The sequence below is a fragment of the Pseudomonas sp. 14P_8.1_Bac3 genome, assembly GCF_025466085.1.
Classification (GTDB): Bacteria; Pseudomonadota; Gammaproteobacteria; order Pseudomonadales; family Pseudomonadaceae; genus Aquipseudomonas.
Genome location: NZ_JANLOD010000052.1, coordinates 41388 through 57940, shown reverse-complemented (window position 1 = coordinate 57940; position 16553 = coordinate 41388). Strand labels below are relative to the sequence as shown.

Below are 16553 nucleotides of genomic sequence, written 5' to 3'. Positions count from 1 at the left end.
AACCTCGATCGCCAGCAAGCTGGCTCCTACAGGGGCTTGTGGTCATTTCTAATTTTTTGGTCAAGGCAACAGACTTATGTCCTCACGTGTCGCCAGCAAGTCGTCGGCTATACCTGCTCCACAAACCGCAACGTCACCGGCGTTGTTGATCCCGGCCTTGCTGCTGTTCGTCTCCGGTGCCGCGGCGCTGGTGTATCAGGTGCTGTGGATCAAGCAACTGTCGTTGGTGGTCGGCGTCGAGGTGTACGCGATCACCACCGGCATCAGCGCTTTTTTTGCCGGCCTGGCTTTGGGAGGCTTGTTGTTCGGACGCTGGGCCGATCGCGTGCAGCAACCGGCGCTGCTTTATGCGGGACTGGAAGTGGCGGTGGCCGTGCTGGGTGTCGGCGCGACCTTCGCCCTGAGCCTCGCCGCCAGCCCGTTTGCCTGGCTGGAGCAACAGATCGGCGTGGTGGCCTGGCTGTTGCCCTTCGCGCTGGTGGGCGTCCCGGCATTGCTGATGGGCGGCACCTTGCCAGTGCTGGTTCGCTCGTTGGCCGCCGATCCGCAGCAACTGGGCAAGGCGGGTGGCCAACTCTATGCGGCGAACACCGCAGGGGCCATCGCCGGCACCCTGCTCGCGGCGTTCGTGCTGATTGCCACCCTGGGCGTGCGCGGCAGTGCGTTGGCCGCAGCGATGCTCAACCTGCTGGCCGCCGTCGGTGCCCTGTGGTTTCAACGCCAGCGTTCGGCGCCGATCGTCGCGGCGGCAAAGCACCCGTCCGCCAAGGCGCCGCACCGTCTCGCCTTGTGGCTGTATTCGATCGCCGGTGGCGTAGCCCTGGGTTACGAAGTGGTCTGGTCGCAATCCATCGTGCAATTCATGAGTACCCGCACCTACGCGTTTGCCGTGGTGCTGGCGACCTACCTCACCGGGTTGTTTCTCGGCAGCATCCTGCTGGCCCGTCGCGTGGAGCGGATTCGTGATCCGTGGGGCGTGTTCGGTTTGCTGATCGCCGGTGCCGGGTTGGTCGCATTACTGGAAATCGCCCTGCTCGGCCGCTGGCTGGTGCTCGGGCAAAGCCTGGCCGAAGCCTGGGTCCTGTCGTTGGGCGCGAGTGAATTGCTGGGCATGAGTGCCCGATTTGCCGTCGCGGCCATGAGCATCGTGTTCGTGCCGACCTTACTGCTCGGTGCGGCGTTCCCCCTGGCCTTGCGCCTTAGCGTTGGACGAGAGCACGTCGGTCAGGATGTCGGCGCCGTGGTCGCGTTCAACACCCTCGGCGGGATTATCGGGGTGATGCTCTGCGGGTTTGTGCTGATTCCATTGTTAGGGCTGGTGCGAACCTTGGGGCTGTTGGCAGTGGTCGCCGCCGGGATCGGCTACTTTGCTGTGCGCAAGGGTCACCACGTGAAGAAAGGCCGGCGTCAGGCGGTTGTGGCGATCGGTCTGCTGTCTGTGGCGGTGGCGGTGTTGACTCCGGTGAACAAGCTCGCCGGCCTGCTGCCCGGCGCTCGCAACGCGACGTTGGCGTTCTACGAAGAAGGCCGCGGCGGCACCGTGGCCGTGGTCACCCAAGGCAAGGGCGAGAAGACGTTCCAGCGCTTGTATATCCAGGGTGTGTCGAACACCGGCGACGCCATGCCGTCCCTGCGCTACATGCGCATTCAGGCGCTGTTGCCGCTGCTGATCCATAACGGCGAGCCGCGCTCAACGCTGGTGATCGGTTTCGGCACCGGCATCACCGCAGGCGCCCTGACCCGCTATCCGGGCCTGGAACATCGGGTGGTGGCCGAATTGCTGCCTTCGGTGGTCAAAGCCGCGCCGTTGTTCAAAGGCAACTTCAATGCAGCCGCTGATCCCGGCGTCGATGTGCGTCTGCGCGACGGACGCCAGGAACTGCTGCGCAACCCGCAACGCTACGATCTGATCACCCTCGAACCGCCACCGCCCTCCGCCGCCGGGGTGGTTAACCTTTACTCCCGGGACTTCTACCAACTGGCCGCCAGTCGCCTCGAGAAACAAGGCCTGGTGGCCCAGTGGCTGCCGTTGCCGACACAGAACATCGACGACTCGCGTTCGCTGGTGCGCAGCTTTCTCGACGTCTTCCCGTACGCCACATTGTGGACCAGCGAGTTCCACGAAATGCTGCTGGTGGGCTCGCTGCAGCCGATTGAGCTGGACGCGGCGAAAATCAGCCAGCGCTTCCAGCAGGACAGCGTTCGCAGCACTTTGCAGGACGTGGGCATCGGCTCGGCGGCAGCGTTACTGGCGACGTGGGTCACCGATCGCGCCGGGCTCGAGCGTTTCGCCGCCGACGCGCCGCCGGTAACTGACGATCAACCGCGTATCGAATATGCACCGTGGGTACGTGCCAAGGAGATCAGTCGCGTCCTGCCGGCGCTGCTCGATCTACGTCAGCCACCGCTGCTGGTAAATGCCGATGCAGGCTTTGTCGAACGGATGAACACCCACCAGCAGCGCCTGATGCAGTTCTATCGGGCGAGCCTGCATGCCTATGACGGCGACCGTGATGCATGGGCCAGGGATATTCGTGAGGTGATGCGCGGGGATGGCGGGAATCCGTATTATCGGTGGTTTGTCGGGGATTGATCCGGCGCCCGGCAGTCCGTATTCGCGAGCAAGCCCGCTCCCACAGTGATCGCTGCCGTACACGTTTTTGTGTGCACTGCAGATCCACTGTGGGAGCGGGCTTGCTCGCGAAGAGGCCATCAGCCGCAACGCATCATTTGGATTTCAGTTTCAAATACGACTGATGCATATCCGAAGCCCAACCGTCGATCACGCTTTTCACATCATCAGCCTTCATCACTTGCGAATCGTTTTCCAGTGGCTTGCCGGTCCCCTTGCGCACTACCTGCGCCAGCACATGGTTGTTGCCGCCATCGAGGAATACCGCTTCGGTAGCCAGGTCAGTCTCCTGATCGCGAATGCCGCTGGCGGTACTCACCGCCGCCGCTACCAAGGCAATCGGAATCACTTCATAAGGTTTCAAACCCTCGGTCTTGCTGCTGACGGCTGTGATCGCCGCACGCACCACGATCACGCCAGGGCCGGGGCCAGAAGCCAGCGGCAGGGATTTACCGATCTCACGCTTGAGTGCCTGATCGTAGTAACCGGTGATCCCGTTCAGAGTGGATTGGGGGATTTTCACGGTCGGTTGCGGCTTGGGATAGAGCTGGGTCGGCTCCACGTACACGCTGGTGTATTTGCTGACATCGAGCTTCGGATCGACCCAGCGCATCACCACCGCGCCTGACGGTGACTTGGCTTCCTTGAGTTGGCTGTAATCCTTGAGAAACCCGGAATACTGGTCAGGTTCGACGGTCTTGCTGGCGCAACCCACCACGCCGATCGAGGCAATGCACAGCGTGCTCATCATTAATGCAAACTTCATGCGGTAACTCCTGTAAGTCGGTCGACAGCGGTTTGAAAACGGGTGTAACAGGTATAGCCAATGCCGCGCCTTTTGTTCGGAAAAAACCGAATATTCATCCAACGCCACGCTGAGGATCAAAACGGTCATTTGACAGATGCCGGCCAGCCGGCAAAGCTGCACCGAGCCTGAAGGCGCGCCTGACGGCAAAAGCACCCGGACCATGGAAGTCGCAATGCCGAAACATAAAAATAAAGTGGCTCAACCAACTCCCGATTCGCCATCGACCTCGGTCTCTCGCTACCTGTTTCCTGCGCTCATCGGCGTGTTGCTCCTGGCCATCGTCGGCATCGGCTGGTTTCTGTTCAGCAGTCAACCGGCGCCGCTGACCTATGCGCCGCCCGCTCCCCCGGTGGCCACCCCGAGCAAACCGCAAGCCGTGGCAGCCGCAGCAGCCGTCGCACCGGCGCAGATGGTCGACGAGCAACAGTGCCAGGGCTGCCACAGCGCACAGGTCAAGGACTGGCAAGGCTCGCATCATCAATTGGCGATGCAGGAAGCCACCGCCGAAACGATGCTCGGCGATTTCAACAACGTCACCTTCAAGGCGGAAAACGAAACCACGCGGTTCTCGCGCAAAAACGATGAATTCTGGGTCAATACGCCGGGCATCGATGGCAAGAATGCCGACTTCAAGGTGGCCTACACCTTTGGCATCGCGCCGTTGCAGCAATATCTGATCGAGGTCGGCGAAGGTCGCTTGCAAGCGTTGGGCGTGGCCTGGGATACCGAGAGGCATCGCTGGTTTCACCTCTATCCGGGCCAGGGCGTGAACTTCAAGAATCCGCTGCACTGGAGCAAGCCGAGCCAGAACGCCAATTTCATGTGCGTCGAGTGCCACACCACCGGCTACAAACGCAACTTCGACGCGGCGAAAAACACCTTCGACAGCCACTGGAACAGCCTCGGCGTGGGTTGCCAGGCGTGCCACGGTCCCGCGTCCAGTCACTTGGAGTGGACCGCGAAAAAAGGTGACCTGATCCATGCCGGTTTTGCCGTCGACCTCAAGGACAAGGACGCCACGGTCGAGATCGAAACCTGCGCCCGCTGTCACGCCCGTCGCGCACCGCTGGGCGATGGCTTCACCGTCGGCAAACGGCTGATGGATGACTACCTGCCGAGCACCCTGACCCGCGAGTTGTACGCGCTGGACGGCAAGATCAAGGATGAAGTGTTCGAACACGGCTCCTTTGCCCAGAGCAAGATGTTCGACAAGGGCGTTCGTTGCAGCAATTGCCACAATCCGCATAGCACCGAGCTCAAGGCGCCGGGCAATGGCGTGTGCCTGCAATGCCACAACACCGCCGGCAAAACCGCAGTGGCGGGCGTCGATGGCAAGGGTCTGCAAGCGAAGAACTACGACTCCATCGAACACACCCGCCACACCATGGGCCAACCCGGTTCGCAATGCGTGGATTGCCACATGCCTGGCAAGTTCTACATGGGCAACGACTTCCGCCACGACCACAGCTTCAGCATTCCCAACCCCGAGCGAGCGCAAAAGCTCGGCACGCCGGACGCCTGCCTGAGCTGTCACCAGGGCAAGGCCGGCGACAACATCACCGAGCAGTTCAAGCTGTGGAACAGCACCGCCACCGCCCAGTCGCCGCGCTACGACGAAAGCCTGTGGCTGATCCGCAACGGTCAGCCCGGCGCGGCGCCAGCCTTGTATGAGCAATTGCAGCGCAGCGACCTGCCGGCGATCCAGCGCGCGACGTTGCTGGCCGAATTGCCGCAATACCCGAGCGACCAGGCGTTGAAACTGGCGACCCAGGCCTTGAGCCATTCGGCGCCGCAGGTCCGTGAGAGCGGCGTGCGGGCGATCAGTGCGTTCCTGCCGCCTCCGGAGCGCGCGCCGCTGCTGACGCCACTGCTCAATGATCCGGTGAAGGCCGTGCGCATCGCTGCCGCACGGGATTTGCTCAGCGTCGCCCGTAATGGTCTGGGCAATGCCCAGGCCAACTGGGAGGCTGCCATCGCCGAGTACGAAGCGGTGCAAAAAAGCCTCGCCGAACGCGCCGAAGCCAACCTCAACCTGGCCATGCTGTATCAGGCCAATGGTCGCAGCGCTGAAGTCGAAGGCTTGCTGCGCACTGCGCTAAAGCGTGATCCGGATTTCCATCCCGCACTGGTGACACTGGTGCAGTGGCTGGAAGCGAGTGGTCGAGCCCAGGAGGCGCAGGCCCTGTTGACGCAGAGCCTGAAAGCGCACCCGGATGCGGCGCTGTTGCAACACACCCAGGGCCTGGCGCTGATACGCGCCGGCAAAACCGCCGAGGCCATGCCGGTGCTGCGCAAGGCCGCCACGCTGGAACCGCAAAACCCACAATACGGTTACGTGCTGGCGGTGGCGCTGCATGATAGCGGCAAGGTCGAAGAGGCCTGCGCGGAGCTGGAACGCCTGCTGAAAGTCCAACCGGCCAATCGCAATGCGCGGCTGTCGTTGATCCAGTACTACCTGGAGAACGGACAGGAGCCCAAGGCCCAGGTGCTGTTGCAGGGCTGGAAGAAGATGAACATGGCGGATCCGGCGTTGAAGTGATTGGGGCAGATCCACGGGCCTCTTCGCGGGCAAGCCCGCTCCCACCGATTCCCGCCTTTCACCATTAAGTGAATGACACGGCATCTGTGGAAGCGAGGCTGCTCGCTAAGGCGCAGTATCAGGCGCAACGGATGCTGGATGTGCCGGCCCCTTCGCGAGCAGGCTCGCTCCCACAAGAGGGTTGCGTTGAGTCAGAGGTTCAGCCGCGATCCCGCGGAATCAGGCTCTGCAACTGCTGCGCGAGGAAGTTCGCATCGAAGGCAAAGGTGTCCGGGTCTTTCAGGCCGTTGGTCTTGCGCCATTGCCAGGAGGTTGACGGCGGCAGGCACACCAGCGAAATGCTGCCGTACCGCGCCGCGGTCAGGCCCATCACAGCCAGGGAAATCTGCCCGCCCGTGCCCATCACATCCGGCACGAACTCAACAGGTTTGCCGGCGATCACAATCCCCAGCTTCTCGGTCTTGAACGTCGAGGTTTCCAGCGGAATGCTCGGACCCGAGGCGACATAGGCCTCACGGCTCACTTCCAGCAGGTTCGGTGCCTGGACCGGTGCCAGCCATTGCTGGATCTGATCGAACAGCTCGCCGATGCGCGTCGCCCACACGGCCGATTGCGACTCGAACAGTTGTTTTTTATGCGCTTCGCTGTCTGCATAGTGGCGAAGCATCTCGCCCAATTGCTGTACGTCGTCCATTGCGGTGTTCCTTTGATTGAAGCAGTGCTACGGACGTCGAGCATGGCAGATGCGCGCCTCGGGCGTACGACCAATCGCGTGAACGGCGCTGAATTCAGCCAGCGCTGGACGGGCGACGCAGACGCGCCCTGTCCAGACTGCCGGCGTGGCTGCGACGGATGCGCGGAAAACTGCTCCCGGCCAATGTTGTCGGAGATAACCAAATTGTGGGAGCGGGCTTGCTCTCACATTTGCACGGCGGTCAGCTCTCGAACCAGTCATGCCGCTCAGTGAACGTATTGCGGATCAGTTCCACGATCATCTGCACCTGCCCGTCATCCGCGGACTGCGCATTCACCGCCATCCACACCTGACGCTGCATCGACTGGTTGAACAATTTGGGTAAACCGGTCAGCCCGCGGTCGAAGTGGCGGATGTAGCCGGGCAACAGGCCGATGCAGGCACTGCAGCGGATCATCTCCAGCATCAGTTCATAGGAATACAACTGCACGACCCCGGCCAGACGCTGTTCCACCAGGTCATTCCATGGCTGAAAACCCTCGATTTGCCGGTCATGCTGCCATTGCACCAACAGGAAATCCGCGAGGTCTTCGACGCTGTCGGGGCGCGAGGTGACGCGTGAATAACGCTTGGCGATGTGGGGCAGGTAGTCGAGCCGCGCCAGCGGCCAGGTTTCGCTGGCGGCAAAGCTTGGGCCCGGCAGCCAGGAGTCCGTGCCGGCCAGCCAGACCACGACATCGGCGCTGACGGCTTGCACCGACAACTCGCTGTCAAGGGTGATGATATCCAGACGCATGCTGGCGTTGCGTCGCAGCAGCGAAATCAGATCTCGCCCAAGGATGTCATGCAGGATTGTTTCAGCCACGGCCAACCGGATCAGGGGCCTCTCGATCACTGGCAGCTCGCGATCATGGGCCAGCGCCGTCAATTGTGCTTGAAGCTGCTGTCCGTCGCGGCTAAGGGTCAATGTACTGTCCTTGAACCTGAACAGCGACCGCTGCAGTTGTTCTTCCAATTGCGCCAGATGCTTGCGCATCAGCACCGGCTTGACGTTGAGGCTCCGAGCGGCTTGCATGAAACAGCCACAGCGCGCACTCACCAGAAAATATTGCGCGACCTGGGCATCGATTCGCGTCGCTTGCGCCAGCCAGGATTCGTCCTTCCCACCCATGGAACGATAATCGGCAATCTCAAGCGGTCCTGCCGGCTCTGAAAATGACATCGATGACTCCCTGTCGATCTTTGTTGTCGGTTGGCACGGTGTTACGGATGCTCACTTCCACCCGGTGGAGGCAGCCTGGTAACGCTTTTCCTCCAGCACTTTATTGAGTTCAGCCCCGTCGATACTCAGCGTTGCGGTATTGAGCATGCCGTCCAGATAGGCCTTGGCGATCTGTTCCTGACGCTGGGCACGCAAGGCCTGGGTCAGGCGCTCGCGCAGTTCGTCGAGGGTTGCGGTCCGCGCTGGTTGCAGCTCGGTAAGTTTGATCACATGAAAGCCCGCCGGGCTTTGCACCGGATCGGACACCCCACCTACTTTCAACCGCGACACGGCACCGCGCACCTCAGGCACTAGCTGCTGCAGGGGCTGCAAGCCAGCATCGCCACCCCGCTCGGCGCTGGCCCGGTCCTGGGAATACTGACCGGCCAGCGTGGCAAATTCCGCCGGCGCCGCCTGGGCCTTGCGGCCCACTTCCACTGCCTGTTTGCGCACCGCCTCAAGGTTCTGCGGCTCATTCACGGCGAGGAAAATCTGACTGATCCGGTACAAGGCCGGGGTCATCCACTCCGACTTGCCGGCCTCATAGGCCTGCTGCAATTCGGTGGCGTTGGGGTAATCCGCGGGGACCTGGCTGACTGACTGCAGATAGTTGCGAAACACGATCTGCTCGGTGGCGACCCGGGTTTGTTGCTCGACCTCAGGACGCTGCCGCCAGCCTTGCGCATCGGCCTGTTCGAGCACGGCTTTCTCGGCCAGGCGTGAACGGATCCAGCTTTCCAGGGTGGCGCGATTGCCGCGCAGTTGTTCACGAGACTCCGGTGCCAGGGTCGCCAGCAGCGCCTTGAGTTCGTCGCTGGCCACGTATTGATTGCCCAGCCGCGCCACTGCTGGTTCGTTGGTCGCCGCCACGGATTTGACCGGTTGCGGCGCAGCGACCGGGTCATTCCCCGGTCGCAGACCCAGCGCGACGGCCACCACCAACACAGCCAACGCGCCCGCGCTGGCCACTACCGTACGCTTTTTCACAGGGCGGCCACCTCTTGCTCGGCGGTTTCAGAGGGTTCGGAATCAGCCTGCAAATGCGCGGCGTTCTGGCTGTAGTCACGCAAATAGGTGATGAACTCCTGCAACAGCCGGTCCCACAATTCCAGGTTGCCTCGCAAGTAATCGGCGCTGACACCCGCGGCAACCACCACGTCCATTTCCATGACCAGAAACTCGCCCTGCACCGATAACCGGGCAAAACGGCGAGATGCGTTCCACAGCTCCGCCAGCCCGGCCGGCAATTCGCCCTGGACCCGCAACGCGCAACTGAACGTGAAGTCGACGTAGCTGCCCTGCTCGGCGGCCGGGTTGCCGAAGCGAACGGCGTAGCCGATGCCCTGGCTGGCGCTGAGCAGTTGCACGATGCCGTTATGTTCGGTCTGGTTGACCCGGTAGCCTGCCGCTTGCAGCAGGTCGGTGAGCGATTGTGCCGATACGTGAGCGATCAATTGAGTCATGTGAAGTCCTTCCCTGTTTTTCAGTGAGTGATCGCAGCCTGGGGCGCGTCGAATTGGGTCTTGTACAACTCATCGCCAAAGCCCTGAGCCAGCTCCTCGAACTTGACCCGGGCGCTGCCGGCGAACGGCTGGCGGATTTTCATCACTTCGGCGACGTCGATTTTTTCGTAAGCCGTGAGGATCTCTTTGGCAACGCCATACATCTGTTGATTCTTGACTGAACATTGCTGCATTTGTGTGTCACGTTCCGCCAATTGCGCCGCCAGCCGCGCACGTTCGGTTTCTTTGCCGCGCGCCATCACCAGCAGATCTTCGTAGGCCTTCTTGAACTTGCCGATCTGCTCGTTGCTCGCCGCCATCTGGGCCTGAGCCTGGCTGTGCAGGCTGTCCTGCTGACTCGCCAGTTGCTCGGCCGCCCCTTTGTACCTGGCCAGTTCCACCGTCAATGCCTTGATTTGCGCCTGGGCCGCCTTGGCCTCCGCCTGTGCCGCCACCTGCGCGGCACTGGCCTGGGCTTGCTGGCTTTGCAAGGCCTGCAGTTGCTGGGTGGTGCTGCGCAGTTGCGTGCGCAGTCGCTCCTCCATGCCCTCGGCGCTCGCCCCGTGGGCGAACATCAGCCCCACTGCCAACAGGGCCGGGATTCGTAAGTTCATGACGCTCTCCTGCGCTTAGAAGCGCGTGTTGATTTCAAGCTGCAAGACATCGATGTCGAAGGGCGCGCCATAGACCGCTTCGGAGCTCAACCAGCGACCGGTGGCATAGACGTTCTTGGCCAGGCCGTAGTTGGCGCCGAGGAAATAACCCTTGGCGTTGGTCCCGCCCAAATGGAACGACGAATCGTTGAAGCCGTCCGGCAAGGCATCCGGCTGGATGTACTTGTAGCCGGCAAACAGGTTCCAGTCGCCCTGCTTGCGCAGTTCCAGCGCGTTACCCAAGGTGAACTGGACCATCCAGGCATTGGCGCCACTCTGGATATCGCCATCGTTGTCCAGGTTGTTGACGATCTGCCCCGCCGAACGTTTGCGCATGTCGCCTTCGTCGTAGCCCAGGTTGTGCACGTAGTTGGCCTGGCTGCGCAGTTTGAAGTCTTCCGGCAGGTCGGCGTCCCAGGTGAAGTTCAGGTCCAGCAGGTTGAACTCCGAGGCCAGGCCGACGAACTGCGGCTGCGGCGTGGTGGCCGGGCTGAGCGGGTTCGGCGTGATGTCCCGCAGCAGGAACACGGTGTTGCCCTTCTGCATGAACGCCGCGCGCGTGCCATCACTGTCGCAACCGGGTGCGCCCGCCCACGGTTCACACGCGCTGGAGCGCTGGCCTTCGATGTCGTCAAAGCGGTAGTAGGCCAAGGCGCCCTTGAGGCGGTTGCTGGAGTTGATGACCCATTTGGCGCCGATCTGCGCGCCGTACAGCCATTTGTTGTCGCTCTCTTCCTTGTCGAAACCGTTGCTGGTGCTGCTGTCGTTGGTGTAATCCACCGGGAACGCGCCCACGGTGCCGAACAGGTCCCACTCGCGACTGAGCTTGCGGTCGAAGATCGCCGCCACGCCATCGAAGTTCAGGTCGTTGGAATAGAGCATGTCGGTGGAATAGAACGGGTTGGCGATCCGCCCGCCCGTCACGGTCAACTGGCTGGACGGTTTCCAGGTCACGTAACCCTGGTCGAGCCAGATGTCTTTCTTGCCGAAGCCGCCACCCAGGGTTTGCGTGGTCGACACCGGGTTGTTGTCCGAGCCGGTAGCGATGCGCACGCCGGCGGTCCACTCGGGCGCGATCTCGGCCTTCATGCCCAGGCGCGCGCGTACCCGAAACAGGTTCTCGCGGTCTTCCCGGGTATTGAGCAAGGGTGGCAGCGATGTGCTGCTGTTGGGGTTTACGTCGTACGGACCGTTGTTGTTGAGCTTGGCGAAATCGACGATTTCGTTGCTGTTGCTGCTCGAGTAGTAGCGCGACTCGTCCCGCAGGCGCATGTCGCCGTCGAAGCTGATACGCGATACCCAGTCCGGGAAGGTGTTGGGTTGGGCCCAGTTTTCCTGTTTGGCGGTGGCCATGACTTCCGCCTTGACCTGATCGCGGATCTGGTCGCGCACCGCCGCCGGAACGTATTGCACCCGCACATCGCCGGGGGCGGCCGCAGGACCGGTAGCCACCACCGCCGCAGGTGCGGCAGCGGCGGTTTTTTTCGCCTGATCCGCTTCGTTCTGGGCCTGGGCGATCAGCTTGTCGGCTTTATCCTGTTTCAGCACGCCCTGCTCCACCAACAGGCGGATCAGGTTGATCGTGGCGTTTTCCGAGGGCGCAGGCGCTGCCGAGGCCTGACCGACCAGGGCGGCAATGACCATGCCGACAGCCAGGGATAAGCGATTCACGTTGGAAATCATTTGCAGACAACTCCTTATCGCAAAACTTCAAATGTTCGGTTAACCCGGACGCCGCCCTTGCAGGGACAGGCGCACGGGTAGCGTGATGGAGGCCGGTGGTCGCTCGGCCAGGGCTTTGGCACCCCGCAGCGCAGCGAGCACCAGGCTGTCGACCTCGGCGTTGCCGCTGGACTTGGCCAGCTCGACGCGGGTGATCTCACCCACGCTGCTCAGCCACACGTCGGCCTGCAGTGAAAAGGCCAGGTTGCGCACGTCCGGGTTCTCGCGCAGCAGGCGCTGGAAGGTGAACGCCAGGAACTGGCTGTAGGTGCCATTGCCCAGGCGCCCGCCACCCGCCCCGGCCATGCCGCCGCCCTTGCCCGCGCCGATGTTGTAGGCATCGCTGCCGGCCTGGGCGTCGCCGTCCATTTGCATCGGGTTGGCCAGGTCGTCCGCCGGTGACGGCGGTGCTTCTTCTACGGGTTTCACTTCTTCCGGCTCCGGTGTCGGTTCGGGCTCGACCATTTTTTCTTCCACGGGGGGCTCCGGCTCCGGGGGGTTTTCCGGCGGCGGTGGTGGCGGTGGCGGCAACGGAATGATGGTCGGCACCTTCGGCGCTTCCCGGCGGATGCCACTCATGTCGTTGGCCCACTGCCACAGGAGCCACGCGGCCAGCCCGGCGATCAGTAACCCCGCGCCCCACTTTACAAAGCGCATCGGTGACTTCTTCACGGGTGACGGGTTGATCGGAAGTTGAGCAGTCATGGTCAGCCCTGTGTCGGTTTGCCGGTCACCAGACCGACCTGGGACAGTTCAAGACGGCGCAGCAGGTCCAGCACCTCGATGACTTTCTGGTACTGCACCATGGCGTCGCCGCGCACGATGACCGGGAAGTCCGGGCTCTGGGCCTTTTCGATACGCAAGCGATCCTCCAGCTCGGCCAGCGTCACCGGGTAGGCATCGAGGAACACCTGGCCGCCGTCGTTGACCGAGATCGCCTTGGTCTTGGCTTCGGACAGCGACACCGAGGCACTGGCCTTGGGCAGGTTGATCTGGATGCCCGACACCTGCGCGGTGGCGGTGAGGATGAACATCACCAGCACCACCATCAGCACGTCCACCAGGGGCGTGATGTTGATGCTGTCCACCGCTGCGTCATCGTCATCGTCGTGGGAGGCATTTACGCTAGCCATGGCAATGCTCCTCAGGCCGGTACGTGGGCATTGGTGTGATTGCCACGGCGGTGCGCCGACTCACTGAACTGGCTTTCGCCGTGCATCTCCGCCAGGCGCGTGATGAACTCGTCGACGAACACGCGCATGTCGGCGCTGACTTCCTTGTTGCGGGTGATCAGGCGGTTGTAGCCAAACAGCGCCGGAATCGCGACGAACAGGCCCATGGCGGTGGCCAGCAAGGCGGCGGCCATGCCCGGGGCGATGGCGTTGATGTTGACGTCGCCGGCCATGGCCGTGCCGAGGAACACCACCATGATCCCCAGCACCGTGCCAAGCAGACCGATGTAAGGGCCGCCGGCGATGGCGTTGGACAGGGTCGAAAGCTTCGAACTCAGCGCCTGGTTTTCCCGGGTGCGTACACCGTCCATCGAGCAGCGGATGGCTTCAATGGTGGCCGCCGACACCGACGAGGTATCGGCGCCCTGCTCGCGACGGGTGCGAATTTCCTTCACCGCCACCAGGTACAGGCGCCACAGGGAGGAGTCCTGCAAGCGACGGGCAAGGTCCTGGTCGTCGGCGAACATTTCCAGACGCGTGCCAACCTTGGCGAACTGCTCGCGGAAGGCTTCGTTGGCGGAGGTGACCCGGCTGACCATGCGGTTCTTGCGCAGCATGATGAACCACGACTGGAACATCATCAGCACAAGCACCGCGATGATCACCCAGGCGTCGAGCGGCACCGCATTCAGCAGGAAACCGAGGCTGCCAAAACCGTAACCTGATTGCTCCTCATCGACGCCGTACGCCAGCAGCTTTGACTCGGCGCCCTGGGCGTTGGCATCCGCCAGCAACTGGGCCGCCGGACGGGCGACCTTGGACAGGCGCAGCTCATCGATGGCGCCGGCAAACGGCTGGTACGCACTCGCTGGCATATCGGCAGCCAGCGGCAGGTCGGCACCGATCGCCATGACCGAGTTGAACGCTGGCATGGCCACCGCCAGGCTCGTGGTTTCGCGACCGTTGACGTACAGCGAGACCTTGTTGCCCTCGGCGGTCAACGCCAGGTGCTGCCATTGGCCCGGGTTCAACGCCTGGGTCGAGAGCGCGCGCTGACCGTCGATTTCCACGAACGGCAGGCCCTGGCTCAAACCGACCAGCAGATTCTGCGTACCCTCACGGCGGGCCAGCACCAATTGTTCGCCATTGGCCTGATCCAGACGCAACCAGGCGCTGAAGGTGAAAGCACTGCCGGCGTTGTGCTGCAACGACGGGCTGGCCGGCAACAGCAACGGCTGGCCGCTGAACTGCAAGGCACGACCGATCACGCCGTCAATGCTCGCGCCGGTGGCGCTTTGTGCGGTGTTGCCGTAGGCGGTGGTGTCCTTGGCCGGGGTGCCGGTAGCACCGTCAAAATGGTAGAGCGCGGTGTAGTTCGGCTCGAAGGTCAACTGGCCGTTGCTGGTCGACGGCGCTTTCGGATTGCCGTAGTACATCCAGATGTCCTGACGCTGGCCGCCCTCGACTCTTGGCACATCAACCCACACCAGTGCCATGCCCATCAGCGCATCGAAGCTTTCGACCTGGTGGTTGAGCACGGTCTTGTCATCGGCGGCGACGAAGCGCAGGTCCGAGCCGTCTTCCTTGACGCCGTCGAAGGTGAAGTTGCCGGTGTGCAAGCGCACCAGCAGCGCGGTGCGGCCCAGGGCCTCATTGATGGCCGCGCCCTGAGGCGTGGTGTCCACCGACATCTGTTTGCGGTAGTGCCAATCGTCCTGCCACCACGCCTGGGCAGTGGCCGGAAGCACAACGCTCAGGCACATCAGGAAAGCGAGAAATATGCGCTGCATGAAAAATTACTCCGTAAGGGTCAGAACGTCGCTTGCAGGTTGAAATGCAGACGCGAATCCTGTTTCAAGGTGTTCGGTCCATCGAGCAGCGGATAGCCCCAGTCCAGGCTGCCGGATAACCATTTGCTCAAGCTCGCGCGGGTGCCCAGGCCAACGCTGGCCACGGCGTAATCCGCGTCTTGATCGGGAAGCTCGTCGCGCAAATACAACTGGGCGCCTTCGGCGAAGGCGTAGAAGCGCCACTCCTGGACATAACTGCCGAGGTACTTGGCCAGTGACGGCGTGCGCAGTTCCTGACTCAACAGGTAGCCGTCGTCACCGGTGCGCTCGGCCGCCAGGTAACCGCGCACCGAGGTGGCGCCACCGGCAGAAAATTGCTCGTTGGACACCAGCGGCCCGGAGGCGACCTGGAACGACGCCTTGCTTGCGCTCTGCCAGTCGTTCTCGAAGGTGTAGGTGAAACTGGTATCGCCCTTGAGCACGGCAAAACTGGGGCTCGCGCGATAACGCTTGTAGTCGAAATCTTCGTCATCGCTGCCGTAACCCAGGAAGCTGCGGGTGCCGGCCACCAGGCTCAGGCTCAGGCTCAACTGCGAGCTTTCGGTGTAGCGAAAGCCGTTGTAGGCGAAGGTGAACGGTGCGTACTTGAGCGGGACCTTGTCGCTGTCGCCGCCGAAGTTCAGCTGCTCGTCGAAGTCCTTGAAGTCGATGCCCGCCGACAGCGAATTGGACCAGTTGCCGGTGGACGGCAGCGTGTAGATCGCCGACACGCCATAGGAATGCCCCTTGCCCAACACGTTGCTGCCGCCGAGGGTGGCAACGTTGCTGTCGGACTGATAACCGGAGAACTGCACGCTCCAGCGCTCGCTCAGTGGCGCGCTGTAGGAGCCCGACCAGACCTTGGCGTTTTCGGTGTCCTGGGGCGCCGTGAAAAAGGTCAACGAGACGCTGTGGCCCAGTTGCCAGAGGTTGTTGTAGCCCAAGCTGGCGACGCTGCGCAGTTTCTCGGTGTCGGCGCTGTAGTCGTTGTTCAGGCCAAGGGTGGCTTGCCACGGGTCCTGGTCTTCGACCTGCAGGTCCACGTCCATGGTGCCGGGACGTTGGCCCTCGCGCACCAGGGGCATGACCTGGCGCCCGGGATTTTTGTTGATCTGCGCAAGCTCGGTCTGCACCTTGGCGAAGTCCGGCACCTGGCCTTCCTGCAACGCCGGCACTTCTTCGCGGATCTCCACGGGCGAATAATGCCTGGCACCGACCACCCGCACGCGGCCGACCTTGGTTTCGCTGATCTGCAGGTAGACGATGCCGTCCTCGACTTTCTGCTCGGGCAACTCGACGAACACCGATTGATAGCCGCGATCCTGATAGGCCTTCTGCAAGGCGTCGCGGGCGGCTTCAATGTCCTTCAGGTGTTTGTCCGGCCCCAGAAACGGGTACACCGCTTCTTCGATGGCGCGGGCGTCGAGCACGGTGTTGCCGCGCACGAAGTATTCGTTGACGTCCACCGGCTTGGGCTCCTCAGCCAATGCCGGCTGCGCACCCGCCGTCACCAGCAGCCAGCCACACAGCGCCAGCCGTGACTTGCAAAAATGATCCACATCACCCCCTGAATTCGAATGACCGATAACCGTCTGCGCTGCGGCAGAGGACTCGAATACCGGCCCCCTCCAAACACGTCACACAGGCATGACCGGGCTGGCGAAGTGCTACCGAACTATTGTCATGAAAGCTTCATTCAAGGACCCATGATTCCTGCAGGAGCGAGCACACTCGCGATGGA

The 16553-nt window shown here is 62.4% G+C and carries 13 protein-coding genes; 2 read left to right on the top strand and 11 right to left on the bottom strand.

Annotated features, from left to right (window positions below; translation table 11 throughout):
- Positions 1–76 precede the first annotated feature (76 nt).
- Positions 77–2593, top strand: coding sequence for a fused MFS/spermidine synthase (locus NTD84_RS17090; RefSeq protein ID WP_262167651.1), 2517 nt, complete (start codon positions 77–79; stop codon positions 2591–2593).
- Between the two features lie 133 nt (positions 2594–2726).
- On the opposite strand, the gene NTD84_RS17085 is transcribed toward NTD84_RS17090, so the two are convergent.
- Complete coding sequence (locus tag NTD84_RS17085) at positions 2727–3398, bottom strand: DUF3313 domain-containing protein (RefSeq protein ID WP_262167649.1); 672 nt, start codon at positions 3396–3398, stop codon at positions 2727–2729.
- Between the two features lie 214 nt (positions 3399–3612).
- On the opposite strand from NTD84_RS17085, the gene NTD84_RS17080 reads away from it, so the two are divergent.
- Positions 3613–5979, top strand: a complete 2367-nt coding sequence (locus tag NTD84_RS17080; protein WP_262167647.1) for a tetratricopeptide repeat protein — start codon at positions 3613–3615, stop codon at positions 5977–5979.
- Between the two features lie 199 nt (positions 5980–6178).
- Here NTD84_RS17080 and NTD84_RS17075 read toward each other — a convergent pair whose 3' ends face one another.
- From NTD84_RS17075 to NTD84_RS17030, 10 genes are all read right to left on the bottom strand, one after another.
- A complete protein-coding gene (locus NTD84_RS17075; RefSeq protein ID WP_262167646.1) occupies positions 6179–6673 on the bottom strand; it encodes a hypothetical protein in 495 nt (164 codons plus the stop codon).
- Positions 6674–6914: 241 nt separating this feature from the next.
- Entirely contained in the window at positions 6915–7895 is a 981-nt protein-coding gene (locus NTD84_RS17070; RefSeq protein WP_262167644.1) for a LysR family transcriptional regulator, read from the bottom strand.
- Between the two features lie 51 nt (positions 7896–7946).
- Positions 7947–8921 carry a peptidylprolyl isomerase gene (locus NTD84_RS17065; protein WP_262167640.1) on the bottom strand — a complete coding sequence of 325 codons (975 nt, stop codon included), beginning with the start codon at positions 8919–8921 and terminating at the stop codon, positions 7947–7949.
- Positions 8918–9397: a YbjN domain-containing protein gene (locus NTD84_RS17060; RefSeq protein ID WP_262167638.1), complete on the bottom strand. Its 480-nt coding sequence runs from the start codon at positions 9395–9397 to the stop codon at positions 8918–8920. Before NTD84_RS17060 ends, NTD84_RS17065 begins: the two co-directional genes overlap by 4 nt.
- Positions 9398–9417: 20 nt before the next feature.
- Entirely contained in the window at positions 9418–10050 is a 633-nt protein-coding gene (locus NTD84_RS17055; protein ID WP_262167636.1) for a DNA repair protein, read from the bottom strand.
- 15 nt (positions 10051–10065) lie between these two features.
- Complete coding sequence (locus NTD84_RS17050; RefSeq protein ID WP_262167635.1) at positions 10066–11772, bottom strand: putative porin; 1707 nt, start codon at positions 11770–11772, stop codon at positions 10066–10068.
- Positions 11773–11811: 39 nt separating this feature from the next.
- On the bottom strand, positions 11812–12516 hold the full coding sequence (locus NTD84_RS17045; protein ID WP_262167633.1) for an energy transducer TonB: 705 nt from the start codon (positions 12514–12516) through the stop codon (positions 11812–11814).
- A gap of 2 nt (positions 12517–12518) precedes the next feature.
- Entirely contained in the window at positions 12519–12944 is a 426-nt protein-coding gene (locus tag NTD84_RS17040) for an ExbD/TolR family protein (RefSeq protein WP_262167631.1), read from the bottom strand.
- Positions 12945–12955: 11 nt separating this feature from the next.
- A complete protein-coding gene (locus NTD84_RS17035; protein ID WP_262167629.1) occupies positions 12956–14773 on the bottom strand; it encodes a DUF2341 domain-containing protein in 1818 nt (605 codons plus the stop codon).
- 20 nt (positions 14774–14793) lie between these two features.
- A complete protein-coding gene (locus NTD84_RS17030; RefSeq protein ID WP_262167627.1) occupies positions 14794–16371 on the bottom strand; it encodes a ShlB/FhaC/HecB family hemolysin secretion/activation protein in 1578 nt (525 codons plus the stop codon).
- Between the last annotated feature and the right edge of the window lie 182 nt (positions 16372–16553).

Bases quoted from the DNA above. Each gene is read 5' to 3' on its own strand.
- NTD84_RS17045 (WP_262167633.1), bottom strand. From the start codon at position 12,516: ATGACTGCTCAACTTCCGATCAACCCGTCACCCGTGAAGAAGTCACCG.
- NTD84_RS17085 (WP_262167649.1), bottom strand. From the start codon at position 3,398: ATGAAGTTTGCATTAATGATGAGCACGCTGTGCATTGCCTCGATCGGC.
- NTD84_RS17080 (WP_262167647.1), top strand. From the start codon at position 3,613: ATGCCGAAACATAAAAATAAAGTGGCTCAACCAACTCCCGATTCGCCA.
- NTD84_RS17035 (WP_262167629.1), bottom strand. From the start codon at position 14,773: ATGCAGCGCATATTTCTCGCTTTCCTGATGTGCCTGAGCGTTGTGCTT.
- NTD84_RS17075 (WP_262167646.1), bottom strand. From the start codon at position 6,673: ATGGACGACGTACAGCAATTGGGCGAGATGCTTCGCCACTATGCAGAC.
- NTD84_RS17060 (WP_262167638.1), bottom strand. From the start codon at position 9,397: ATGACTCAATTGATCGCTCACGTATCGGCACAATCGCTCACCGACCTG.
- NTD84_RS17070 (WP_262167644.1), bottom strand. From the start codon at position 7,895: ATGTCATTTTCAGAGCCGGCAGGACCGCTTGAGATTGCCGATTATCGT.
- NTD84_RS17050 (WP_262167635.1), bottom strand. From the start codon at position 11,772: ATGATTTCCAACGTGAATCGCTTATCCCTGGCTGTCGGCATGGTCATT.
- NTD84_RS17055 (WP_262167636.1), bottom strand. From the start codon at position 10,050: ATGAACTTACGAATCCCGGCCCTGTTGGCAGTGGGGCTGATGTTCGCC.
- NTD84_RS17090 (WP_262167651.1), top strand. From the start codon at position 77: ATGTCCTCACGTGTCGCCAGCAAGTCGTCGGCTATACCTGCTCCACAA.
- NTD84_RS17040 (WP_262167631.1), bottom strand. From the start codon at position 12,944: ATGGCTAGCGTAAATGCCTCCCACGACGATGACGATGACGCAGCGGTG.